This window comes from Sulfitobacter mediterraneus, assembly GCF_016801775.1.
GTDB lineage: Bacteria > Pseudomonadota > Alphaproteobacteria > Rhodobacterales > Rhodobacteraceae > Sulfitobacter > Sulfitobacter mediterraneus_A.
On sequence record NZ_CP069004.1, the window covers coordinates 1,425,374 to 1,448,797 of the forward strand.

The 23,424-nt window shown below is 59.5% G+C and carries 23 protein-coding genes and 1 pseudogene; 9 read left to right on the forward strand and 15 right to left on the reverse strand.

Features of this window, described 5'->3' with window-relative positions; genetic code table 11:
* Positions 1-72: 72 nt before the first annotated feature.
* The 3 genes from JNX03_RS06950 to JNX03_RS06960 form a co-directional block, all read right to left on the reverse strand.
* Positions 73-1,548 carry a DegQ family serine endoprotease gene (locus tag JNX03_RS06950; RefSeq protein ID WP_203211672.1) on the reverse strand — a complete coding sequence of 492 codons (1,476 nt, stop codon included), beginning with the start codon at positions 1,546-1,548 and terminating at the stop codon, positions 73-75.
* Between the two features lie 346 nt (positions 1,549-1,894).
* Positions 1,895-2,695: a glutathione S-transferase family protein gene (locus JNX03_RS06955; RefSeq protein WP_203211673.1), complete on the reverse strand. Its 801-nt coding sequence runs from the start codon at positions 2,693-2,695 to the stop codon at positions 1,895-1,897.
* Positions 2,696-2,699: 4 nt separating this feature from the next.
* Positions 2,700-3,143, reverse strand: coding sequence for a cupin domain-containing protein (locus JNX03_RS06960; RefSeq protein ID WP_203211674.1), 444 nt, complete (start codon positions 3,141-3,143; stop codon positions 2,700-2,702).
* Between JNX03_RS06960 and JNX03_RS06965 the strand changes: the two genes are divergently transcribed.
* On the forward strand, positions 3,126-4,187 hold the full coding sequence (locus tag JNX03_RS06965; RefSeq protein WP_231024163.1) for a LysR family transcriptional regulator: 1,062 nt from the start codon (positions 3,126-3,128) through the stop codon (positions 4,185-4,187). The genes JNX03_RS06960 and JNX03_RS06965 overlap by 18 nt on opposite strands.
* A gap of 284 nt (positions 4,188-4,471) precedes the next feature.
* On the opposite strand, the gene hflC is transcribed toward JNX03_RS06965, so the two are convergent.
* The 4 genes from hflC to rpiA all read right to left on the reverse strand — a co-directional run bounded on the left by hflC (position 4,472) and on the right by rpiA (position 8,943).
* Positions 4,472-5,371 (reverse strand): protease modulator HflC, encoded by a 900-nt coding sequence (hflC, locus tag JNX03_RS06970; protein ID WP_203211675.1) that lies wholly within the window; start codon positions 5,369-5,371, stop codon positions 4,472-4,474.
* On the reverse strand, positions 5,371-6,594 hold the full coding sequence (hflK, locus tag JNX03_RS06975; protein ID WP_203211676.1) for an FtsH protease activity modulator HflK: 1,224 nt from the start codon (positions 6,592-6,594) through the stop codon (positions 5,371-5,373). The genes hflC and hflK overlap by 1 nt, the downstream gene beginning before the upstream one ends.
* 69 nt (positions 6,595-6,663) lie before the next feature.
* Positions 6,664-8,142: an FAD-dependent oxidoreductase gene (locus tag JNX03_RS06980; RefSeq protein WP_203211677.1), complete on the reverse strand. Its 1,479-nt coding sequence runs from the start codon at positions 8,140-8,142 to the stop codon at positions 6,664-6,666.
* A 12-nt stretch (positions 8,143-8,154) separates the two neighbouring features.
* Positions 8,155-8,943 carry a ribose-5-phosphate isomerase RpiA gene (gene rpiA, locus JNX03_RS06985; protein WP_203211678.1) on the reverse strand — a complete coding sequence of 263 codons (789 nt, stop codon included), beginning with the start codon at positions 8,941-8,943 and terminating at the stop codon, positions 8,155-8,157.
* Between the two features lie 177 nt (positions 8,944-9,120).
* Between rpiA and JNX03_RS06990 the strand changes: the two genes are divergently transcribed.
* Together JNX03_RS06990 and JNX03_RS06995 are read left to right on the forward strand one after the other, a co-directional pair.
* Positions 9,121-9,816 (forward strand): glutathione S-transferase family protein, encoded by a 696-nt coding sequence (locus JNX03_RS06990; RefSeq protein ID WP_203211679.1) that lies wholly within the window; start codon positions 9,121-9,123, stop codon positions 9,814-9,816.
* Positions 9,816-11,189 carry an L-serine ammonia-lyase gene (locus tag JNX03_RS06995; protein ID WP_203211680.1) on the forward strand — a complete coding sequence of 458 codons (1,374 nt, stop codon included), beginning with the start codon at positions 9,816-9,818 and terminating at the stop codon, positions 11,187-11,189. Before JNX03_RS06990 ends, JNX03_RS06995 begins: the two co-directional genes overlap by 1 nt.
* 244 nt (positions 11,190-11,433) lie before the next feature.
* On the opposite strand, the pseudogene JNX03_RS07000 reads toward JNX03_RS06995, so the two are convergent.
* Both JNX03_RS07000 and JNX03_RS07005 read right to left on the reverse strand, forming a co-directional pair.
* Positions 11,434-12,423 (reverse strand): annotated as a pseudogene (locus JNX03_RS07000) (NAD(P)-dependent oxidoreductase); the annotation flags it as partial.
* Between the two features lie 65 nt (positions 12,424-12,488).
* Positions 12,489-13,319: a helix-turn-helix domain-containing protein gene (locus JNX03_RS07005; RefSeq protein ID WP_203240786.1), complete on the reverse strand. Its 831-nt coding sequence runs from the start codon at positions 13,317-13,319 to the stop codon at positions 12,489-12,491.
* 89 nt (positions 13,320-13,408) lie between these two features.
* On the opposite strand from JNX03_RS07005, the gene JNX03_RS07010 reads away from it, so the two are divergent.
* From JNX03_RS07010 to JNX03_RS07025, 4 genes are all read left to right on the forward strand, one after another.
* Positions 13,409-14,530 carry an alpha/beta hydrolase gene (locus JNX03_RS07010; RefSeq protein ID WP_203211683.1) on the forward strand — a complete coding sequence of 374 codons (1,122 nt, stop codon included), beginning with the start codon at positions 13,409-13,411 and terminating at the stop codon, positions 14,528-14,530.
* 31 nt (positions 14,531-14,561) lie between these two features.
* Entirely contained in the window at positions 14,562-15,737 is a 1,176-nt protein-coding gene (locus JNX03_RS07015; protein WP_203211684.1) for a reductive dehalogenase, read from the forward strand.
* On the forward strand, positions 15,734-16,144 hold the full coding sequence (gene fosX / locus JNX03_RS07020) for a FosX/FosE/FosI family fosfomycin resistance hydrolase (RefSeq protein ID WP_203211685.1): 411 nt from the start codon (positions 15,734-15,736) through the stop codon (positions 16,142-16,144). Before JNX03_RS07015 ends, fosX begins: the two co-directional genes overlap by 4 nt.
* A gap of 98 nt (positions 16,145-16,242) precedes the next feature.
* The gene (locus JNX03_RS07025; protein ID WP_203211686.1) at positions 16,243-17,154 is read left to right on the forward strand and encodes a pirin family protein; all 912 of its coding nucleotides are present in this window, start codon (positions 16,243-16,245) and stop codon (positions 17,152-17,154) included.
* Positions 17,155-17,290: 136 nt separating this feature from the next.
* Here JNX03_RS07025 and JNX03_RS07030 read toward each other — a convergent pair whose 3' ends face one another.
* Positions 17,291-17,878 carry a TetR/AcrR family transcriptional regulator gene (locus JNX03_RS07030; RefSeq protein ID WP_203211687.1) on the reverse strand — a complete coding sequence of 196 codons (588 nt, stop codon included), beginning with the start codon at positions 17,876-17,878 and terminating at the stop codon, positions 17,291-17,293.
* An 80-nt stretch (positions 17,879-17,958) separates the two neighbouring features.
* On the opposite strand from JNX03_RS07030, the gene JNX03_RS07035 reads away from it, so the two are divergent.
* Both JNX03_RS07035 and JNX03_RS07040 read left to right on the forward strand, forming a co-directional pair.
* Positions 17,959-18,252, forward strand: a complete 294-nt coding sequence (locus JNX03_RS07035; protein ID WP_203212164.1) for a hypothetical protein — start codon at positions 17,959-17,961, stop codon at positions 18,250-18,252.
* Between the two features lie 105 nt (positions 18,253-18,357).
* The gene (locus JNX03_RS07040) at positions 18,358-19,644 is read left to right on the forward strand and encodes a homoserine dehydrogenase (protein WP_203211688.1); all 1,287 of its coding nucleotides are present in this window, start codon (positions 18,358-18,360) and stop codon (positions 19,642-19,644) included.
* Positions 19,645-19,728: 84 nt separating this feature from the next.
* Here JNX03_RS07040 and JNX03_RS07045 read toward each other — a convergent pair whose 3' ends face one another.
* The 5 genes from JNX03_RS07045 to JNX03_RS07065 are packed head-to-tail and all read right to left on the reverse strand — an operon-like array spanning position 19,729 to position 23,423.
* Positions 19,729-20,424 (reverse strand): RraA family protein, encoded by a 696-nt coding sequence (locus JNX03_RS07045; RefSeq protein ID WP_203211689.1) that lies wholly within the window; start codon positions 20,422-20,424, stop codon positions 19,729-19,731.
* Positions 20,417-21,091, reverse strand: a complete 675-nt coding sequence (locus tag JNX03_RS07050) for an alpha/beta fold hydrolase (protein WP_203212165.1) — start codon at positions 21,089-21,091, stop codon at positions 20,417-20,419. The genes JNX03_RS07045 and JNX03_RS07050 overlap by 8 nt, the downstream gene beginning before the upstream one ends.
* 29 nt (positions 21,092-21,120) lie before the next feature.
* Complete coding sequence (locus tag JNX03_RS07055) at positions 21,121-22,245, reverse strand: cobalamin-independent methionine synthase II family protein (RefSeq protein ID WP_203211690.1); 1,125 nt, start codon at positions 22,243-22,245, stop codon at positions 21,121-21,123.
* Positions 22,246-22,262: 17 nt separating this feature from the next.
* Positions 22,263-23,231 (reverse strand): cupin domain-containing protein, encoded by a 969-nt coding sequence (locus JNX03_RS07060; protein WP_203211691.1) that lies wholly within the window; start codon positions 23,229-23,231, stop codon positions 22,263-22,265.
* A 54-nt stretch (positions 23,232-23,285) separates the two neighbouring features.
* The gene (locus tag JNX03_RS07065; protein WP_203211692.1) at positions 23,286-23,423 is read right to left on the reverse strand and encodes a hypothetical protein; all 138 of its coding nucleotides are present in this window, start codon (positions 23,421-23,423) and stop codon (positions 23,286-23,288) included.
* Position 23,424 lies beyond the last annotated feature (1 nt).

The following is a 23,424-nucleotide window of genomic DNA, read 5'->3' on the forward strand; positions in this document are numbered from 1 at the left end:
AAGGGTCAGGTCCCAAAAAAGGGCGCCCCGCAGGACGCCCTTTTTCATGAATGCGATTTGTCCTGCGCCCAATCAGTCAGACAGGGTCAGCGCCACGAACCGTGGATCACCCGCGCGGCGCACCAACATCAACAGTGACTTGCGCCCTGCTTCCTTGGCCGCGTCCACACGCGCCTCCAACTCAGCGATGTTGGTGACCTTCTGTTGGCCCGCCTCGGTGATGATGTCACCTGCACGCAGACCTTTCTCAAAGGCCTCGGAGGTTTCATCCACTTCGGTCACGGCCAGACCGGCCATGTTCGCCTCAACACCCAGTTCCGAGCGCAGATCGTCGGTGAGCGGTGCAAGGGTCAGACCCAGCACGGTTTTGCTTTGCGGTGCCGGCGTTTCTTGTTCCTGCGCAGGAGAGGATGACGCCCCGTCCGCATCTTCGCGGCGGCCCAAAACAACCTTGATTGTCTGGCTTTTGCCCTCGCGCAGGACGGTCACCCGAACCGTTGCGCCCACAGGGCTGTTGCCCACCTGACGAACGAGGCCGCGGGTATCGGCCACATCGACGCCATCGAAGGACAGGATCACATCACCTGTTTCAAGGCCTGCCTCTTTGGCGGGGCCATCCGGCACATCGGTGATCAGCGCACCTGCAGCGTTCTCGAGCCCCATGGCATCGGCCACATCATCGGTCACATCCTGAATGCGCACACCCAGCCAGCCCCGGCGGGTTTCGCCAAATTCCTTGAGCTGGTCCACCACACGGGTCACCACGTTGGAGGCCATGGAAAAGCCGATCCCGATAGAGCCGCCATTGGGCGACAGGATCGCCGTGTTCACGCCGATCACGTCACCGTCCATATTGAACAGCGGGCCGCCCGAATTGCCCCGGTTGATCGCCGCATCGGTCTGGATGTAATCGTCATAGGTGCCGGACAGGGCCCGGTTACGGGCAGACACGATACCCGCAGAAACAGAGAACCCCTGCCCCAGCGGATTGCCCATGGCGATCACCCAGTCGCCCACACGGGCGGCGTCACTGTCACCGAACGATACAAACGGCAGCGGGGTTTCGGCCTCTACCTTGAGCAAGGCAATATCGGTGTTCGGATCCGTACCGATCACCTTGGCCTGCAGTTCTTCGCCAGAGAAAAATTCGATGGTGATCTCATCCGCCCCGTCGATGACGTGATTGTTGGTGACGACATAGCCGTCCTCCGAAATCACAAAGCCCGACCCAAGTGCCGAGGACCGGCGTGGGCGGTTGCCATCACCGCGGTTGTTGCGGTCCTGGAAATCGCGGAAGAAATCCTCAAACGGCGATCCTTCGGGCACAATGCCCTGCGGGCCGGTGCGGCCCTCGATCACGGTTGAAGTGGTGATATTGACCACCGAGGGGCTGATCTTTTCGGCCAGCGGCGCGAGGCTTTCGGGTTTGGCCAAGGCCATCGCCGCCTGCACCGTGAGAAAGATCAACGTCAAAAAGCTGAGGAAAAAGGCCTTGAACGCCAGCGTTTCCTGTATCGGGCTGGCTTGCACTTTTGCCTGTGACTGCATGGTATTCTCCTGCTGTGTCCTGCTGGGCGCGGGCACGCCCCGGTCATTCCGTGAAGAGCAGACTGCATCCTGCAAGGCCGCTCCGCAATATGAAAGATGTGGCTGATCACGTGCTTTTCAACTGCCGCAAGGGCAGTCGTGAGGTGAGATATGCGCAAAATTTTGCCGAAAAGGGCGGTTGGGAGGGATGAGGCGCGGTCTGGCGCGTCTGTGGTGGCCAGAAGCGTATTGAGCCACTGTTCCAACGGTACGGGCCGGTCTGCCGGTTTGGGGTGTCTGTTTTGAACCCAAACTGTCCGATGCTGCGCGGAGCATAAATTTCCGGTTTTTATTTCCTACGCCATGGTCAGGCGACAAGGCCAAGGTCTTTGTCGGTGGCTGTAGCCAAATATTTCTCTTTGGGGGGCATGGGTCTTAATGGCCAAGGCGGCTCGAAGGCGAAACTTGAAACGCTGCGCCCTTCTGGCAAGGCACCATTTCCTGCCCCAAGCGCGTAGTCGTAGTACAGCTTGACGATCTCTTCTTCGGTCACTTGCTTTGTCGCCGGATGAGCCATGCACGCGTCATGCCATGCGCGAACACGGTCATAGTCTTTGCCTTCGGGAAGTTTGAAGCCTTCGTAGTAATCGAGGAACCAAAATCGCTTGAACATTGGTGTGAAGACGGCCTCAGCCAGACCGAATTCCTCAAATAGATAAGGGCCGGTCGGATTGTAATGACCCAGAAAATCGTCAATTTCCCGGTACAGCGCCAAGAGCTTGTCTAGATGCGCGTCCCGCTGTGCCAGATCCTGGTTCATGACAAAAAGATAGCCAGCCATCGTAAAGGGCCCTTCGCAGGCAATAAGCATTGACTCAATGGCATGTTCGACCGGGTCGCTACGGCGCAACGGTGCCCCCGGCAAGACTTCGTCAAGGTAGCGCAGGATGACGAGGCTTTCTTTGAGTATGCGCCCATCACTGGTTTCCAGCACTGGCAAAGCAGTGGTGCCTCGGGTTTTGGCCAGCAAATCCGGGTCGCGCGGTTTGGTGATATCCACGACCCTGAATTCGACCGCGCCTGACAGACCCCGAAGAGCCAGCAAAATCTCCAGTCGTTGCGAAAAAGGGCAGACGGGGATGTGATAAACGATATGTTTGTCAGTCATGTGATCAATCCAGCGGGGGGCCGGTAAAGGCCATATTGTGCCGCTTGGCACTCTCTTCGATGACAGGCATGTCCTCGAGGATGCGACACTGACCAGCGGCCATGTCTGCAAAGAAACCTTCGAAACCGCCGGGTGTCAGGATAATCAGGTGTCGGCATGGTCCGTCATCAGTTACTTTGAACGTATGTTCCTTGCCGCGCGGGATGAACACGCTTTCGCCAGCACCTGCTGTAAACTCCCGGCCTTCCAGCCAGAACTTGCAAGTCCCAGTGAGTATGACAAAGGTTTCGTCCTCGTTTTGATGTACATGGCGCGGTGGACCGCTGCCCGCAGGGGACCAACTATCCACAATGGACATTGCACCGCCTGTCTGTTCAGGACCCAGAATGGTCTTATACTGGACACCTAGCCATTCAATGGCTCCGTCGATTTGGGCCAGGTCTTTCATCGTTTCCTCCCTTTGATATTGGATGAAACGAAAGCGCTTTCGTTGACAGAATATTACAATTTTGCCAACCTATCAGGCAAATCGTATTATCTGATACAGGATATCGACCAAGTGAATTTCGCCACTTTGGATCTTAACCTCTTACGTGTCTTAGACGCAGTTTTCCACGAAGGCTCAACCGTCAAGGCGGCGAACAGCTTGGCCATGTCACAATCGGCTGTGTCTGGAGCCCTGTCGCGTCTACGCCATGCCTTGGGCGATCCCCTTTTTGTCCGGCAGGGAAATCGATTGGTTGCGACGGATTACGCAGCGGGGATCGAAACCGGTTTACGCGAAGAACTCGAACGTCTGGAAACATTACTTGCGCCGCCGGCGACCTTTGATCCACAAACCGCAGAAGGCACGTTCCGTATCGCCGCGAGCGATTTTTTCGCGGAACTCCTCATGCCGCCCTTGGCCGATCTCCTGCAAAAATCAGCGCCTAGTCTTCGCGCACAACTCGTTGACCTGGTTCCGAATGATTATGTGGCTAGCCTAGAACAACGTAAGGCCGACATTGCACTGATCCCCGACTTGGAATTGCCGGACTGGGTCAATCGAGAACCGCTCTTCCATTCCCCGTTCCACGTAATCGCCCGCAAAAGCAATCCAGGTATTGAGGGACTTACGGACGGGACGCAGATGCCAATGGAAACCTTTTGCGCGCTTCACCACGTTCTGTTTTCTCCTGAAGGAAATCTCGCTGCGATGGGTGATGCAGCGCTGGCACGCGTTGGTAAACGTAGACAGGTCGCTGTGACTGTTCCTGTGTTTAGCGGTGTATGCCGCGCGGTGAGCGAAAGCGATCTCATCGCGCTTGTGCCTGCACAACTTGCTAAGAAGGTGGCCAAGGCATTTGGGCTGCATGTGTTCAAACCTCCAATGAAGATTGAACCTGCGTTGATCATCGGCGTTTGGCACAAGCGTTCCGAAAACGCGCCGATGGCATCCTGGATGCGGAGCCAAGTCTTCAAATTAATGAAGGGTTTAGATTCAGGCAGTTAGTTAAAAATTTTCTATCCGGCGCCGTTCGGAAAGATACAAATTGATGTTTCAAAGAACAGAATAGAAGTAAATTTGATCGTTCAATCCAGACATTCGCGCAAGCGCAGCGAATTCACCCTCTGTCCGCATGGCCGACATTTGACACCTGATCCCCCTTTTCGGTCAACCAGAACTGCCAGACCGTTGAGCGTGATCAGCCCCCAACCCCCAACAAAAAAGAGGCCAGTGCATGCACCGGCCCCTTCCAAATTCTTTGCCAACCCGCAGGTCAGCGGAACAAACCCTTAGTTGCGTTCGCCTTCTTCGGAGCGGCTGCCCTGATCGGAGCGCAGGTAGTTGAAGAACTCGCTGTCCGGGGAGAGAACCATGGTCGAATTCTCCCCTTTCAAGGACTCTTCGTAGGCCGTCAGAGACCGGTAAAATTCAAAGAACTCCTGATCTTTTCCATAAGCCTCGGCAAAGATGCGGTTCCGCTCGGCGTCTGCCTCACCTTCGATGATACGCGCATCACGGCGGGCCTCTGACAGGATCTCTTCGTAGGTCCGGTCTGCAAGGGCGATCACACGTTGTGCCGCCTCTTGGCCGCGGGCACGTTCGTCGGTCGCTTCACGGTCACGCTCCGCGATCATCCGCTGCAGGGTGGCGTCGAAGTTCTGCTCCGGCAGGTTGGTTTGGCGCAGGCGCACATCCACAACCTTGAGGCCCAGCGCATTGGCCCGTGCGTCCGCCCGTTCCCGGATCTGGTCCATCAGCGCCGAACGCTCCGGCGACAGGATGGTGTTTGAGGTCACACCTTGCGAACCCAGCACCGCGCGGATCTGTGATTCCAGAATACCGCTCAGATCGCTGCTGGCCTGACGTTCACCGCCAGCACCAATCGCCTGACGGTACTGTACGATGTCGTCGATCCGGTAGAGCACAAAGGCGTCGATTTCGAGGCGGCGGTCATCGGCCGGCGTCACTTCGATCACCTCGGTCTCAAGCGACAGGATACGGTCTTCAAAGCGGACGACCTCATCCAACATCGGTACTTTAAAGCCGATGCCCGGCTCGATCCGCACCTGTTTGATCTGGCCGAAACGCAGCACCAGTACCTTTTCGCGTTCGTCCACAACAAAAATCGACGACAACACCGCCACGGCGGCAATCACCACAATCGGGATCAGAAAACCTGTTTTCCGCATCAGTTTGATCCCCCGTTGCGACGCAATTCATTCAGCGGCAGATAAGGCACAACGCCCTGCCCGCCAGCACCGCCGGTGTTGTTTTCAAGAATGATCTTGTCCACGTCGCCCAGTACCTTTTGCATGGTTTCAATATAAAGACGTTTGCGCGTCACCTCGGGTGCCGCCTGATATTCGGTCAGAACCGCCTCAAAGCGGCTTGCCTCACCCACAGCATCGTTGACCACACGGGCGCGATAGCCTTCGGCCGCTTCGAGCAGTTGGGCGCTTTCACCGCGCGCCTCAGCCGTGCGGCGGTTGGCATAGGCATCCGCCTGACGCTCAACCCGGTCGCGTTCCTGTTCAGCGGCCTGAACGTCGCGGAAGGCATCCACAACAGATTCGGCGCTGATTGTGCCATCCGGATTGGTCACCCGAACTGTCTGGCTTGGCGGGTCAACCTTGTTCACGTTGACACGCAGCACGTTGATACCAGTCTGGCGGTTATCAAGCGTGATCTGGATCAGCTCCTTCACGCGGTCGGCAACAGCGCCACGATCCCGGTTCAGAATTGGTGCCAGTTCAGATTGCGCAATCACTTCGCGCATCGCAGATTCAGAGATCGCCCGCACAGAGGCATCCGGATCGCGCAGCGAGAATTTGAAATCCTTGGCGTTCTTGATGTTCCAGACCACCTGGAAATCAATGTCCACGATGTTTTCATCCGTGGTCAGCATCAAACCGTCGTTGTCACTGGCCCCGCGCCCCACGCCGATCTCTTCGGTGCGGTTGGTGGTGACGTCAAAGACCTCAGCCGTGACAACCGGCCATGGGGCAAAGTTCAAACCCTCGGTGCCGATCTCGGAGAATTCGCCAAGGAACAGCTCGATTGACTGCTGTTCAGGGCGCACGGTGTAGAAGCTTGCAAACCCCCAAAGTGCCACAGCGGCCAGAATGCCGATGCCGACTGTGCCGCGCGTCAGGGCCGGACCATTGCCGCCTCCGCCGCCGCTGCCATTGCCGCCGCGCTCACGGCCACCGCCGCCGCCCATCAGAACACGCAGCTGCTCCTGGCCTTTTCTCACCAGATCGTCGATCTCCGGGATTTGCGGTTTTTCACCTTCAGGGCGGCGTCCGCCCCCTTGGTTGCCACGGTTAGGAGGCGTGCCGCGATCACCGCCGCCGTTGTTGCCTCCGCCGCTGTTTCCGCCCCCGCCCCAGGGACCGCCTGAATTGCCAGCCATGTATTCTTTTCCCCTTATGTGCCGCTCAGTGCGGCCGATGTCTCAAACTTGTGTGCAGATGGCCGAAAATCAAGCCGTCCGCGTCGGATTGCGCATGGTGACCAACTCTTCGGACATGGTTGGGTGCACCGCGCAGGTTGCATCGAATTGTTCTTTGGTCAACCGCGCCTTTACCGCGATCCCTGCCAATTGGATCATCTCGCCCGCATTGGGGGCGACAATATGACAGCCAAGGACCGTGCGGTTTTTCTTGGATACGACCAGTTTCATCAGCACCCTATCAGATTTTTCGGCAAAGGCCGACTGCATCGGCCGGAAGGATGTGCTGTAAACCTCGATCTCCTCTTGTTCACGCGCGTCTTCCTCGCTCAGACCAACGGTGCCCATCTCCGGCTGCGTGAAAATGGCACTGGCAATCAGATCGTGATCCACCGGCGTTGGATTGGCGCCAAACACGGTTTGGACAAAAGCCATCCCCTCCCGGATCGCGACCGGGGTCAGGTTCACCCGGTCCGTGACATCGCCGATGGCATAGACGGATGGCACTGCCGTTTGGCTGTATTCATCCACCTCGATCTGCCCCTTGCGGCCCAGCTTCACGCCCAGCTCTTCCAGGCCCATATCGGCACTTGCCGGGTCACGGCCCGTGGCAAACAGCACCATGTCGAATACTTTTTCGCCGCCCGTGGTCGACTTGACCCAGATCGGCCCCTTTTGCCCGGCGGATGCGCCGCTGCTTTGGGCGTGCATCTCTTGGGCTTGCTGCACAGAGGCGCCCATCGCCGCATCTGACTGGGTCGGCATCGCGCCATCCTTGTGATCGGCCAGCAGGGACATTTCCAGAATGTTGGTGCCTACGTGCAGATCAACGCCGTTTTCGCGCATGGATTCCGCAACCAAGCCGCGGGCCTCTTCATCAAAGCCGCGCAGAATCTGCGCACCGCGATAATATTGCGTAACCTCAACCCCCAAGCCATTGAGAATACAAGCAAACTCGCTCGCGATATAGCCACCGCCAATGATCAGAATGGACTTTGGCAGTTTTTCCAAATGGAAGATGTCATCCGACACGATCCCCAATTCGGCATTGGGAATGTCAGGCCGGATGGGCCGCCCGCCCGTCGCCACAAGGATGTGTTTCGCCGTCTTGGTGGTGCCATCGGCCAGCTCAACCGTATGGGCATCCTTCAGCTTGGCCCGCTGATCATAGGTGTCCACACCGGATCCGGCCAAAAGATTGCGATACACCCCCTCAAGGCGGTCCAATTCCGTATTCAGGCGGGTTTTAAAGCCATGCCAGTCAAATGGCCCTTCGGTCAGATCCCAGCCATAGCATTTGGCCTCTTCCACCACATTGGCATAGCCAGAAGCAAAAACCATCAGCTTTTTCGGCACACAGCCCCGGATCACGCAGGTGCCGCCATAGCGGTCATCTTCGGCCAGCGCCACCTTGGCCCCATATTCGCCAGCCGCCACACGGGCCGCACGCACCCCGCCAGAGCCGCCGCCGATTACAAAAAGGTCATAGTCAAAGTCTGTGTTGGCCATGGGGCGCATTTCCTATTCCGTAAGGTCCGAAAACAAATTGTCAGATTCAACAAAATCAAGCCGTTCTGTTGCAACCGTGCCTTCATTTATGTCGCGCACCTCGACCTTGCCATCCCCGTAACCGATCACAACTGTGTCACAGATGTCGATAAACAAGCCGTTTTCCACAACCCCTGGCATCTGGTTCAGTACCAGCGCCAGTTGCCGGGCATTGCCGATCCGGTTGAGATGCAGATCAAGGATGTGATTTCCCTCATCCGTGACAAAGGGCGTCTGACCGTTCATCCGCAGGGTTGAGCTGCGCCCTAGAACATCCATGCTGATCAGCGTTTCTTCGATCAGCGCCTGTGTGGATTGCCAGCCAAACGGGATCACTTCCACCGGCAGGGGAAACGCGCCAAGGGTCTCGACCTCTTTGCCGACATCGGCAATCACCACCATCTGGTCACTGGCCGTTGCCACGATCTTCTCCAAAAGCAACGCGCCGCCGCCCCCCTTGATCAGGTTCAGATCACCGTCAAATTCATCAGCCCCGTCAATGGTCAGATCCAGCCATTTGGCCTCGTCCAGCGTGATCACCTCAATCCCCACATCCCGCGCCAGCTGCGCGGTGCGGCTGGAGGTCGGCACGCCCTTGATCTTGAGCCCGTCATCGCGCACCAGCTCCCCCAGACAACGCACCAGCCATGCGGCGGTTGATCCGGTGCCAAGCCCAACACGCATCCCGTCTTCGACATATTGCGCGGCCCGTTTTGCCGAAACAAATTTGGCCTTGTCGATGGGTGAGAGTTCTCCGGACATGAGGCAGCTCCGATAAATGACGTCTGGCGCGGTTATAGGCACATTGCCGCGCGGGTGCGAGAGGCAGGAAGGTCTTTTTTGCAGCGCCGATCCTCCTGCGGCCCTGCAAGACCCATTCAAGAGGCAAGTGGTCGTTTTCAAACCTGACGGCGGACGGCGGCAGGGTTACACGGGCCCATGACCTATGTGCTTCACTATGCCCCTGACAACGCTTCCCTGATCGTCCGCATGGCGCTGGATCATCGCGGGCTGCCATACCGGACCCAACTGGTAGACCGCGCCAGCCAAGAACAAAGCTCGGCGGCTTACCGTGCGCTCAATCCCAACGGCCTGATCCCGACCCTGGAAACCCCGCAAGGTCCGCTGTTTGAAACCGGCGCAATCCTGCTGTGGCTGGCCGACACCCATGGCGGGCTTGGCCCTGAACCCGCAGATCCGGCGCGCGGTGACTTTCTCAAATGGCTTTTCTTTGCGGCCAACACCCTGCACCCCTGCCTGCGGATGCTGTTCTATCCGGAGAAATACATCGGCACTGGCCATCAAGATGCGCTGCGCAGGGGATTGCAGGCCCAATTGAAACAGGGCTTTGCAACCCTCGACACCTATGCCTCCCAATCAGAGACATGGCTCAGCGGCCGAAAGCCCGGCGTGCTTGATTTCTACACCGTTGCCCTGCTGCGCTGGCCCGCGCTCTACCCGTCAGACGCTGATCGCAGCTGGTTCACGCTGGCCGACTACCCTGCTTTGCAGGATCTTTGCACCCGCATCGAAACCCTGCCCTGCACCGCCGGCTTGCAAAAGGCTGAAGGTCTGGGCGATACACCCTTCACCGCGCCCCGGCGCCCCACCCCTCCAGAAGGCTCGGCCACCTGATGTTTCTTTCGGTTTTTGACATGTTCAAAGTGGGCATTGGCCCGTCTTCCTCGCACACGATGGGGCCCATGGTGGCCGCCGCACGGTTCCTGGACCAGATGCGCGCCTCGCCCTTCCATTTTGCCGGGCTGCGCGCCTCCCTGCACGGATCGCTGGCGTTCACCGGCGTCGGCCACGCCACGGACCGCGCCACCATTCTCGGCCTCGCAGGGTTCACCCCGGGCGATTATGACGCCGACCGCGCCGAGGCGGTGCTGGCCCAGATCAACGAAACCCATGAAATCACGGTCGACGGATTGCCGCCCCTGCGGTTCAACCCAAAGACCGATATGATCTTTGACTACGATCACAAACTGGAAGGCCACGCCAACGGCATGATGCTGATGGCCACGGACGCCCAAGGCGACGTCACCTTGAGCGAAACCTTCTATTCCATCGGCGGCGGCTTTGTCATGACCGAAGCCGAACTGGCGGCAGGAAAAGACACCGACGAAGGCGCGCCTGTGCCATTTCCGTTCAAATCGGCCGCCGAAATGCTGGAGATGGCCAAAGCGTCCGGCAAATCCATCGCCCAGATGAAACGTGACAACGAAGTGTCCCGCAACGGCGAGGTGCATCTGCGTTCCGGCACCAAACGGCTTTGGCAGGTGATGAACGATTGCATCAACCGCGGTCTGGCGACCGACGGCATCCTGCCCGGCGGCCTGTCCGTCAAACGCCGCGCCAAGGGCATCCATGACGCCCTGATCGCCGAACGCGGGCTGAACCAATCCGCGCCGCACACCATCAATGACTGGATGAGCGTTTATGCCATGGCGGTGAACGAAGAAAACGCCGCTGGCGGACAGGTTGTAACCGCCCCCACCAATGGCGCGGCCGGCGTGATGCCTGCGACCCTGCGCTACTACCTCGACCACGTGCCGGGCGCCTCCGAAAGCCACGTCGAGGACTTCCTCCTGACGGCCGCAGCTATCGGCGGGCTGGTCAAGTTCAACGCCTCGATCTCGGGCGCCGAAGCGGGCTGTCAGGCCGAAGTGGGCTCTGCCGCGGCCATGTCTGCCGCCGGCCTTTGTGCCGTGATGGGCGGAACACCCGAACAAATTGAAAACGCGGCGGAAATCGCACTGGAGCACCACCTCGGCATGACCTGCGATCCGGTCAAGGGGCTGGTGCAGGTGCCCTGCATCGAACGCAACGGGTTGGGCGCGATCAAGGCGGTCTCGGCTGCCTCCCTGGCGCTGCGCGGCGATGGCACCCACCTTGTGCCCCTGGACGCCTGTATCGAAACCATGCGTCAGACCGGTGCGGATATGTCCGAGAAATACAAGGAAACCTCGCTGGGCGGTCTGGCCGTCAACGTTCCCAACTGCTGATCAAACACGGCGATTCTGTTTGGGGTCAAGGATGCGCAGCACCGGGCCTGCCCGGCTTGTCCTTGAGGCCGAATGGAATCGTCCCCACCCTCGAATCGGTGCCTTGAGCGCAGACCTGCGGCTCAGGCACCTCTGCGCAAAACGGGCCACTGCCCTCACCTCCGCAACCCTGTCAAGGCATGGGCTCGCGCCGCCCCCCGCGCCAAATATCACGTCGCGGCCCCTGCGGGCCGCGCCCGCCGGATTACGCTCCGCGCCGGACTTTCACCTCATAACCGCGTTCCTCGGGTTCATCATCCACCAGTTCCTGCGGGAAACCAGGGGCGGTCACACTCAGGCCCGTCGCCTCTTCCAGCCGCTCGATCATCCGGTCCGACTGTGCCCGTTCGCCAAAGCGCTTCTGCCCGTCTGTCATCATCTCGATCATCAAGGGCGACAGTTCCAGTGGCACGCTGTGATCATCGGCCAGTTTCTGGAACAAGCCGATGTCCTTTTGCACAAGATCCATGGTGAAATTCACATCCCGCGACCCCGACAGGATCAGCTGGCTTTCGGTCTCATGCACAAAGCTCGTGCCAGAGGACATCGCGATTGCCTCATAGGTCATGGCAAGGTCCATCCCGGCAGCTTTCATCACCGTCAACGCCTCGCACAAAGACAAAAGGTTCATTGTTGCCAGATAGTTGGTCATCACCTTTAATGTGCTGGAAGTGCCCACGTCACCCACATGCAAAATCCGGCGTCCCATATGTGTCAGGATCGGCAACACCTTGTCAAAGGTCTGCCGCGTACAGCCGGCATAGATCGAAATGTTGCCGGTCCCGGCCCGGTGACAGCCCCCTGACACGGGGCAGTCCACCGCCTCACCGCCGGCAGCAATCACCGCTTCGGCATGGGCCTTGATCTGATCGGCATCCGTGGTCGACATTTCCATCCAGATCTTGCCCTTCCCCACATGGGGCAGCATATCCGCCACCACCGCCGCACAGGCCGCCGGGCTGGGCAGGCAAGTGATCACAGCGTCGCATTCTTGCATGAGCTGCGCTGCGGATCCCCCAGTGGCCGCGCCGCGTTCGGCGAAATCGGCCACCAGATCGGCGTTCAGATCGAAGACCGCAAGATCCACCCCGTTGCGCAGCAGCGATCCCGCCAGTTTGCCGCCGACATTCCCCAGCCCAATAAACCCAACTTTCATCTGCATCTCCCTGATATCTTTACCCATCAGCGAGGCCCGCCCGCGACCTGTCGCGCCTGATCGCGACGTTCTGGCCTTTGGGCGACATCACGCGGCCCAGCCTCCTAGAACCGCTCTCCCAGCAGGCGATAGCACCAGAAGGCCTCCTGCGTTTCAATCATCCGGTTCAGCTTGGCGGGGGAAAAGCCTGTGGCGCGGCGCACCGCGCGCCCCATGTGCGACTGATCGGCAAATCCTGCATCCACGGCAATCGCCGCCAATGGCGCGTCTTTCTCTGCCACTGAAATCTGATGCAGCCGGTCAATCGCTGCATGAAACGCAAGGGTTTGCCGCGACTGCCCGCTCCAGCGTTTGATCCGCCGTTCCATCGCCCGCAAGCTGCGCCCCGGCCCGGCCAATGCGGCGCGGTGCATCAGGGACCGCGACCAGCCCGACAACCACGGACCGCCCGACCAGCCAACAGCGGAAGGGCGAGATTTCGACCGCTCTGCCATCAACACTGCACAAAATTGCGCCCAAGCTGCATCCGCAGGCAAGCCCTGCGCATACCCACCAATTGCGGCCTCAAGAAACGCCGGGACCGGACCACCCTGCGCCTCTTCCGACAGCCCCTCCCAGGCATCGGGGAACAGCCCAACCGAAATGGCATAGACCGGGCCGTCACTCCAGCTGGTTGTCGGGCTGGCCTGCGGCGGGGTCAGGGACAACCGATCCATTTCAGGCAATTGGTGGGCCACAGCCACATCGCAGCCTTCAGGCAAAATGCGCAGCCCACCTTCGATCACAAAGGACACCGAGACCAATGGCGAGGCCGGAAAATGGTTCAACCTGTCCGCATCGCTCAGGGTGCAGCCGCGCGTATCGCGCAGAATGCCCGCAAACACCGCATCCGCCAAACCCGCAGGCGGCAAGAACAATTTGGAAATGGGTGCCACGCTTTTGTCCTCGACTGTCGGGATCATTCTATTGCGGGCGGGCAGTCTCTGGCAAATCCAAACCGACCTTCTCAAAGCCGGAGCATCCGATGTCCAAGATCAAATTCAGCGGGCCGTTTTCCCTGCGCCTGTCCAGCTTTCTCGCGATCAACAAGATCGCTCTCGCCACCTATGCCCGCCACGCTCTTGGCCGCCGGTTGGAGCGGACATGGGACGCGCATTTTGAAATCGGCATCCGCTTTTGGCGGCACCAGTTCACCAAGGCATTGGCCATGGATGATATAGACAAAGGCCGTGCATTGTTTGACAGCCTGCAAACCGAAACTGACGATCACTATGCCGTCAGACGGAGCACAAGCGACAGTCCAAAGGGAGTGTGGCACCACCCTGAAACCCGATCAAGCGCCGCAACCCTGCTCTATCTACACGGCGGCGGCTATACATTTCACGGCGCAGTCAGCCACCGCTATGCCGATATGCTGGCGCATCATAGTGGGGCGCCGCTCTTTGCCCCCGATTACCGCCTCACGCCGGAACATCCTCATCCAGCGCAGTCAGATGACGCCTTTGCCGCGTGGCAATATCTGCGCGAAACCGTTCCCGCCAAGCAGATCGTGGTGATCGGTGACAGTGCAGGCGGGCATATGGCCCTCAGCCTGCTGCAACGGCTCAAGATCGAAGGGGAGCCGCAGCCCGCCCTTTGCATTGGCCTCTGCCCCTGGACGGATATCGGGGATCGCGGGGCAAGCCTTCATGGCAACGATTCCTATGATCTGGTGCAAGGCTGGATGGCGTTAAGGTTCGGCGAGTGGCTTGACCCAAAAGGCACCTTCGGGCGGCTTGCGCTGTCGCCCATTGCCTATGATTACAGTGGCTTGGCACCAATCTATCTACAGGCAGGCGGCCGCGAGATATTGCGCGACATGATCCGAGACTTTGCCCGCGCACAGGCCGCGAAGGGCGCTGATGTATTGCTCGATCTGTGGCCCGACATGGCCCATAACTTTCAGGCGCTGGACAGCACCAGACAGTCATCAACGGAGGCCCTGCAGCGCATCTGCGCGGCCGTTGAGGCCTTCGCAGGGGCAGGCCCGTCCATGACCGCTGGCCCTGCCACCGAAGTTTGCCATGGCGCGGTCTTTTCCTGCCCGGACCGCACGGAGGCGGACGCAAAAACCAGCGGCCAATTCGCTGTGCAATCCAGCCTTTGACAAATCCGGCGGCGCAGGCTCAACTCCGGCCATGAGCTATCCTTCCAACCGCCCCGCGCCCCACCCCGACGATGCCGCCGCAGGCATTGACGTCACCGAAGATTTCGAACGCTTCACCCAGCGCAACGATATCTTTACCCGCGCCTTTTGGGACGATGCGGTGCGCACCAAGAGGTCCGACGCCTTCTTTGCCTCCTACCGGATGGAGGCCACCCCGCGCCGCGGTGATGGCTTTACCCAGCGTGACTTTGCCCTGCGCAACGCCTCCTGGCTGATCAGTGATCTGATCTCGGATCGGGGCGGTGACACCGGCCGCCGCGAAGGATTTCAATCCTCGATTGCCAATGACACCCCGGTCGCCCCGATGCAGCAAGAGATCGACGATCCGGCGAAAATGTCCCATGAGATCAAACGCATCGCGCGTTTCTTTGGTGCGGACCTCTGCGGGATCACCGATATGGACGACCGGTGGCTTTATGCCAGCCGCGTCGACACCCGCGATATGACGGAGGCTCCGAACGACCTGCCCGAAGGCATGACATCGGTGATCGTCATGGGCCACCAGATGGAAGAAGAGCTGGTTGCGACCTACCCCTCCGCCCTCGCCGGGGCGGCCACGGGGCGTGAATACAGCCACGAGGCCGCCGTGGTCATGCAACTGGCCGCTTATATCCGCAATCTGGGCTATGAGGCCACGGCCAGCATGAATGACACCGGGCTGGTCATCCCCTATGCGATCAAGGCAGGTTTGGGCGAATACGCCCGCAACCAGATGGTGATCACACCGGAATTTGGCCCACGGCTGCGGTTTTCCAAGATCTTTACCAATCTGCCCCTGACCCATGACCGCCCCGAGCCCAAGGGCGTGCGCGCCTTTTGCGATATCTGTACCAAATGCGCCGATGCCTGCCCGGTCAAGGCGCTGCCCTTTGGCCCGCCCGAGGTTGGCGGCAGCAACCCATCCGCGATCAAGGGCGTGCGCAAATGGACATCCGATGCCGAGAAATGCTTTGGCTTCTGGGCCAAGATGTCATCCGATTGTGCGATCTGCATGCGGGTCTGCCCGTTCAACCGCGATTTTAGCAAGACCAGCCATCGTCTGTGGCTGAAACTGGCCCTGTCGCCCCTGCGCAAACTGGCGCTTTGGCTGGATCGAAACCGCGGCAAACGCCGCAAACCCTCTGATTGGTGGGCGGCGGCAGAATGATCGAAGGGCTCAGCCATATCACCTTTATCACCCGCAATCTTGACCGAATGGAAGAGATCCTGACAACCGTCTTCGATGCGCGAAAAATCTACGACAGTGGAGATAAGACATTCTCTCTCTCACGCGAACGGTTCTTTGACATCGGCGGGGTCTGGGTTGCCACGATGGAAGGTGATCCGCTGGTCGATCAAACCTACAACCACGTCGCCTTCAAAATGGGCGCGGATGACTATGACGACCGCCTCGCCCGGATCAAAAAACTGGGCCTGACCCTGCGCGAGGGCCGGGCGCGCGTCGAGGGGGAAGGCCATTCGCTCTATTTTTATGACGATGACAACCACATGTTCGAATTGCACAGCGGCACCTTGGACACCCGGCTGGCGCGATATGCCAAAGGACGCACCTAGTTCTGTGCAACCCTGCACAGCCGCCCTGAGTTTCGGCCCTATTGGCGCATGAGTTGCACAGCCCTATATCCATCTCAACGCTGAGAAAGGAGAATGCTATGTCTCTCAGACCCACATTGGAAACTCGCCGCGCCACCCCAACGCTTGAGGGCGCCGGCGTGAAACTGCACCGCGCTTTCGGCTTTCAGGATCCCTCCGAACTGGATCCCTTCCTGCTGTTCGATGATTTCCGCAACGAGCGGCCTGAAGACTTTGAAAAAGGCTTTCCTTGGCACCCGCATCGGGGCATCGAGACCATCACCTATGTGCTGGAAGGCACCGTGGAGCATGGAGATTCGCTGGGCAACACCGGCACATTGGGCGCGGGTGATGTGCAATGGATGACCGCCGGTTCCGGCATCATGCATCAGGAAATGCCCGGCGGAAACGCACGCGGCCAGATGCACGGATTTCAGCTTTGGGGCAATCTGCCCGGCACGCAGAAAATGTGTGCGCCGCGTTATCAGGATGTGACTTCGGCGGATATTCCGGTTGTGACAGATGACGATGGCACCCGCGTCAAGGTGATCACGGGTGAGTTCTGGGGCAAACGCGGCCCGGTGGACGGCATCGCCGCCGATCCGCAATACCTTGATGTCTTTGTCCCTGCAGGCGTGAAAAAGACCTTCAGGATCGATACCTACCGCCGCGCCTTTGCCTATGTTTTCGATGGGGCTGGCGCATTTGCCGATGCCTCTGCCCCGTCCGGCGTACTGCTGGAGAAAGAAGTTGCGGGTCAAGAGCTGAACATCCGCGATCTGTCGGGGGATCGCACGCTTATCCGCTTTGGCACAGGTGACGAAGTCACGGTTCAGGCTGGCCCCGATGGCATCCGCTTTCTGCTGATTTCAGGTGCGCCGATCGAAGAACCCGTCGCATGGCATGGCCCCATCGTGATGAACACCCGCGAGGAGCTGATGCAGGCCTTTCAGGACCTCAAGAACGGCACCTTCATCAAGCCGGTACACTGACCTTGGATGGGCGGCGCAACCCCGCCGCCCTCACCACAAGGCATCCCACGCTAATAGGGCAAACGCCCCTCTCTTCATTTGGCCAAAAAAACTCAAGAGCACCACGAGCGCCCATCACCAACAGCAGTTATGCGCGTCACCCCGCTCCAACCGCCTTGCGGACCATATCCCAATACTGCGCCACAACCTCGTTCAGCGACAACCGCCCGCCGGACCGGAACCAGGTGTTGACCCCCGTCAGCATCGCAATGATCGCCAACGTGACAATTTTGGTATCGCTGACGACAAAAACCCCCTCCGCCGCGCCGGCCTGCAAGATGGCTTCGAGATGATCTTCATACCGCCGGCGCAACGCCTCGATCTGGCTGAAGTTTTCAGGCGTCAGATTGCGCAGTTCCATATAGGCGATAAACACCGCGTCCGGGCGATCCGCGTGAAACCGGATGTGGAATTCAACAAAATCGCGCAGGGCCTGAAGCGCGGATTTACCCTCGGCCACCGGCACCTCGGCCAGCAGGTCGGTCATATGCCCCTGCATCAGATCAAACAGCAGCGACTGTTTGTCCGGCGTATAATTATAAAGCGCCCCGGCCTGCACGCCGACCTCGGCCGCAATGGCCCGCATCGACACCGCGGCATAGCCGCCCTGCGCAAATAGCCGCAGCGCAGCCGCCCGCACGCGGGGGCCGGTGATATCAGAATGAGATCCGGTGGTTCTTGCCATGGGGGCAATTTAATGAACAATCGTTCAAAAGCAAAGCCCGCTTGCACGCCCTGCCCCACTGATGCAAAAACAGGTCCATGATGCCATCGCGTTCTCCATACATCTGCGCCTTTGCGCTGCTTTTTGCAGCGGGCTGTACGACGTTTCCGCAGCTTGATGACAGCATTCGCCCAGAGGTGCGCGATGCCGATTACGCAACGCTTGTGCCGCTGTCCACATTGCAGACCAGCACGGACCCCATCCGTATTGATCCTGCCCAGACCCAAGCGGAACTGAATGGCCGTCTTGCCGGGTTGCGCGCCCGTGCCGATCGTTTGCGCGGCACCGTGCTGACCGGACGGGAAAAGCAGCGGCTGCAAGAAGGCTTGCAATAGGCATCTGGCGCGTTGCAAGCGCCGCTTGAACCCGCTACATCGCCTTTGAAGCCTGCCCTATTGGGCAGCCCCTATTTATTTTGAATTGCTACAAAGGAACCTCACATGTCTGACCCGCTTCGCCTTGGTATCGCCGGTTTGGGCACGGTGGGTATTGGTGTGGTGCGCATCATTCGCCAGCAGGCGGCACTGCTGTCCGCCCGCACCGGACGAGAGATCACAATTTCCGCGGTTTCTGCCCGCAGCAAAGGCCGGGATCGCGGCATTTCGCTGTCTGGTTACGCTTGGGAAGATGATCCGGTGGCCCTCGCAACCCGCGACGATGTTGATGTCTTTGTTGAACTGATGGGCGGCGAAGATGGCCTTGCCAAAGACGCAACCGAGGCGGCGCTGAAGGCAGGCAAACATGTGGTCACGGCCAACAAGGCAATGCTGGCCATCCACGGCCAGGCGCTGGCCGAACTGGCCGAAGCCAAGGGGCTGACCCTGCGCTACGAGGCCGCTGTTGCTGGCGGCATTCCGGTGATCAAGGCCCTGTTCGAAGGGCTGGCAGGCAATGAGATCAAGCGCGTGATGGGCGTTATGAATGGCTCTTGCAACTACATCCTGACGCGCATGGAAAATTCCGGCAAAACCTATCAGGAAATCTTTGCCGAGGCCGATGGCCTTGGCTACCTTGAGGCAGACCCGCAGCTGGATGTGGGCGGGATCGACGCCGCCCACAAGCTGGCAATCCTCAGCGCCATCGCCTTTGGCACCAAGGTCGATTTTGACGGTATCCAGCTGGAAGGCATAGAGCGGGTCAGCATCGAGGATATCAATGCTGCCGCCGATATGGGCTATAAGATCAAGCTCCTCGGCGTCGCCCAGAAAACGGGCCGCGGTCTGGAACAGCGCATGCAGCCTTGCCTTGTCCCTGAAACATCACCGCTTGGCCAACTTGACGGCGGCACCAATATGGTGGTCATCGAAGGCGATGCCGTCGGCCAGATCGTTCTGCGCGGCGCAGGTGCGGGCGAAGGTCCAACCGCAAGCGCGGTGATGGCCGATGTCTGCGACATTGCACGGGGCTGGTCCGGTCCGGTCTTTGGCCAGCCAGCCGCGACGCTGGAAACCTCGCAATCGGCGCAGTCACAGGCCGCCGCCCCTTATTATCTGCGCATGGCCTTGGTCGACAAACCGGGTGCCTTGGCCAAGATCGCCACCGTTCTGGGCGAAGCGGGCGTGAGCATCTACCGGATGCGCCAGTATGAGCATGATGCCCCCTCCGCGCCGGTGTTGATCGTCACGCACAAGACAACCCACGCCGCGCTTGAGGCGGCGCTTGAGAATATGCACGGCACCGGTGTTCTGGCCGGTGAACCCGTGGCACTGCGGATCGAAGAGGTCTGACCCGCCGCTGGCACCGGGGCCGAAATAAAACAGGCGCGAGATCATCTGATCCCGCGCCTTTCTTTTTGGTCTGATCCGTGCCCTTCAGGTACGCTGGCGTTCGAATTCGGCCCAGGCCGCCTCAAAACTGGCAAAGTCAAAGCCCGGCTCCCGCGCGGCATTCAGAACAATCTTTTCTGTCTCCAGGAGTTTGGCAATCGCGCCGCCGATCGCTCCCAGGTAATCATCCGGGATCACCAAGGCACCGTGACGGTCCGCATGCACCATCTCATTGTCCGCGACCTGCATCCCAAAGACGGTCACCGGTGTTGCGATTTCCAGCACATGCACAAAACCGTGGCTTGGCCCCACCGATCCGGCAATCACCGGAAAGTTGTCAGGCAAATCGCCCAGATCGCGCATCACCCCGTTGGTCAAGGCTCCGGCTAGGCCAAAGCCCTTGTGGACACTGGTGTTGATCTCGCCCCAATAGGCACCGATGGCCGCATCACCATCCACGTCTTCGACCACCGCCAGCGCCGGACGCGGGCCGCTGGCCATGTGGCGGTAATAATCCATACGCCGGGCGCGGATCACATCCGCCTCTTCTGTTGGGGGCGCAATCGCCGAGATTTTGGCCGTGCGGGCGCGGCCCACGATGGCCCCCGCGCCAGGATCACTGCACAGCACCGTGCCGCGCGTGAAACGGTCAAAACCGCGCTTGCCCTCCACCACCTCGATGGCGTTGCACACGGTTGGCGTATCGACAGAGCGCAGCAGCGCCAGCAGTTGTTCATCCATTGTCTATCTCCTCAAGCCAGCGGCGCAGCGCGGCGGTTGTTTCGTCAGGTTGTTCCAGCACCGGCAAATGGCCCGCGCCTTCGATGATGCAAAGCCGTGATTGGGGCATCAGACCGGCCATCAATTCATGCCGCTCCACCGGGCAAAGCTGATCCTGCCGCCCGCAGAGCACCAGCGCCGGACCGTCAAAGCAGCGCAAGGTTTCGGTCTGGTCGGGCCGGTTCATCAGGGCAACGGATTGGCGGCAAAACACCTCCGGCCCCAGCGCCAATGCCATATCCATACACAGATCTAGGATCTCGCCCCGGCGCGGCCCATCGCTGAGGTAGTTGGGCTTCATCTCGTCGCGCATCACGCTATCAAGCTGGCCATTGCGGGCCTTGTCCATCTGCGGGGCGCGTCGGGCTTTGACCTCATCTTTTTCCGCCAATGGATTGGTGTCCATCAGGGCCAGCCCCGCAACGCGGTCCGGCGCCTGGCGCAAGACCTCCATCGCCACGATCCCGCCCATAGACAATCCGCCAAGGGCAAATCGCGGCGGCGCGGCGGCAAGGATCGTTTCGGCCAAGGCCTCGACACTATCCGCGCTGGCAAGGTCATGGACCTCTACCGCACGGCCCGCGCCGAAAACATCAATCTGGGGGGAAAACAGCCGGGCATCACACATCATGCCCGGCAACAGAACAAGCGGGGTTGTCACTTGACCAGTGCCACCCCTTCGGCCAATGCCGACAGCTTGGCATAGGCGATATCGGGATCCACAGTGCCAAATCCGGCAAAGGTGCCAAAGCCGCAATCGCTTCCTGCGATGACCCTGTCCTTGCCTACGATATCGACAAACCGCTGGGTCCGCTGCGCCACCAGTTCGGGATGCTCGACAAAATTGGTGGTGGTATCGACGACACCGGGCACCAGCACCTTGTGATCCGGGATATCCGCCTTGCGGTCCCGGAACGTGGTCCATTCATGGCCATGGCGCGGATTGGAGGTTTCGAACAACACATACTGCGCCTTGGCAGACATCAGCGTATCAAACATGGTCGCCATCGGCACGTCGCAGATATGCGGCCCCTCGTAGTTGCCCCAGCAGATATGAATGCGCACTTTGTCTTCCGGCACGTTTTGCAGCGCATGGTTCAACGCCTCGACATGGGAGTTGGCGATCTTCACAAACTCTGCATCGCTCAGATCGTTGAAAAGCATGTGCCGCGACAGCGCCAGATCCGGGCAATCAAGTTGCAGATCCAGACCCGAGGCCACAATCGCCTCGTATTCGTCTTTCATCGCATCCGCCAGCGCCGCCAGATAGGCCTCGCGGGTGGCATAGTGATCGTTCTGCAAAAACAGCGAGATCACACCGGGCGATGCTGCATTCATAAAACCGCGCTCTGCGCCATGCGTGGCCATCGCGGCCTTGAGGTTGGCAATGTCTTTCTCAAGCTCGCCCTGACCTTTGGATTTGACCGGCCCTACGCACATCGGGCGGGCATATTGCGGGGTGCCGCCGTCATCGGCCAAACGTTTGAGAAAGCCGGGAAATTTCTTGAGATCCGCTGGCGCGTGGCGGGGGCTGTCGCCGTCAAATCCGGTGTAGCGGTCTTTGACATATGTGGCATAGCTGATCTTGGAGGTTTCCCCGTCCGAGACAATGCTGACGCCCGCCTCAACCTGTTTGCGCACGGTGTCCGACACCGCCGCAGTCATTGCCGCGTCAAAGGCCGCCGGATCGTAGTTTTCGTTGTTTTCGCGGGCGAAAATGAAATCCACGACCTCTTGGGTCCGGGGCAAAGAGCCCACATGGGTGGTTTTGATCGTTGTCATGTGGGCTCTTCCCTTGTTTAGTTTTCGGTCCAGGTTGCGCCGGCCGGATCATCGGTCGCGGTTACACGATAAAGGCTGGCCTCGCCGGTCATGGAGGGGGCCAGCGCATGGGCCTCCTGTGGGTTGATCAGCGCGGTGTCACCGGGGTTTAGCACAGTTTCATAACCTTCAAAACGCAATGTCCAATGGCCGCGCATCGGCATCAGCACAACATGTTTTTCATGGCTGTGCATCTCGTCCGCGATGGACCCACGGGTCAGGAAATCCACCTCGAAACCCGGTTTGTCTTTCAGCAATGCATCGGTGCCGATCACCTTGGCCGGCTTCTTGCCGGCCAGTGCCATCAGATCCCAGTACCGCGCGACATATCGCGGCACGACATTTTCCACGGGCACTTCGGGGAATTCCTTGAGCTGTTCGGCGCTCAGCAATGGCATGGGCGATACATTGTGCGGCAGCTCCTGACCCTTCTTGGTGTCATAAAGCACACCGTTCTCGCCCAGAACCAATCCATGCGCACTGGCCTCTTCGATCACATGCGGCGCCCAGGTCACGCCGCCACCTGCATCGTCACCGCCAAGGATGGCCATGATCATCCCGTAATCGGTGCCAACGTTTTCAAAGCCGCGGAAAATGCCGGTGGGGATGTTAAAGATATCCCCCTCTTCGGCGATAAATTCGCCCGCTGTGCCGTGCAGACCCCAGAAAAAGCGCCAGCGCCCTTTCAGAACAAAAAACACCTCTGCCGTGGTGTGGCTGTGCAGGGAGTTGCGGCATTTGGGCGGTTGTCCCGCCGCCCCGATGTTAAAGCCGGGGGTGTCGCGGATATGGACGTGTTGGTCCGGGCTTTCGGAAACCCCGCCGCCGATAATAGTAAAGTTTTCCTTTTGATCGCTGCCCGGTGTGTGAGCGTCGATAAAGGCCGTTTTGCAGGGCTTCAGCTCGCCATAGCGAACGATGCGTTTTTCGATGTCTGCGCGTGTCATATGAATATTCCGTTTGTTCAGTTGTCTGGTTTTGGATGTGGGCCGATGGCCCGTTCAGATCACTGCAACTCCCGGTGGGCGCAGGTTCAGCCGCCGCGCACGGCGGCTTTGGAAATAGGCATGCAAACGCCGGGTCTGCGCGGTCTCGCACAGGCCCGATGTCTGGCAAAAGGGCTGTTGCCCTGCGTCCATT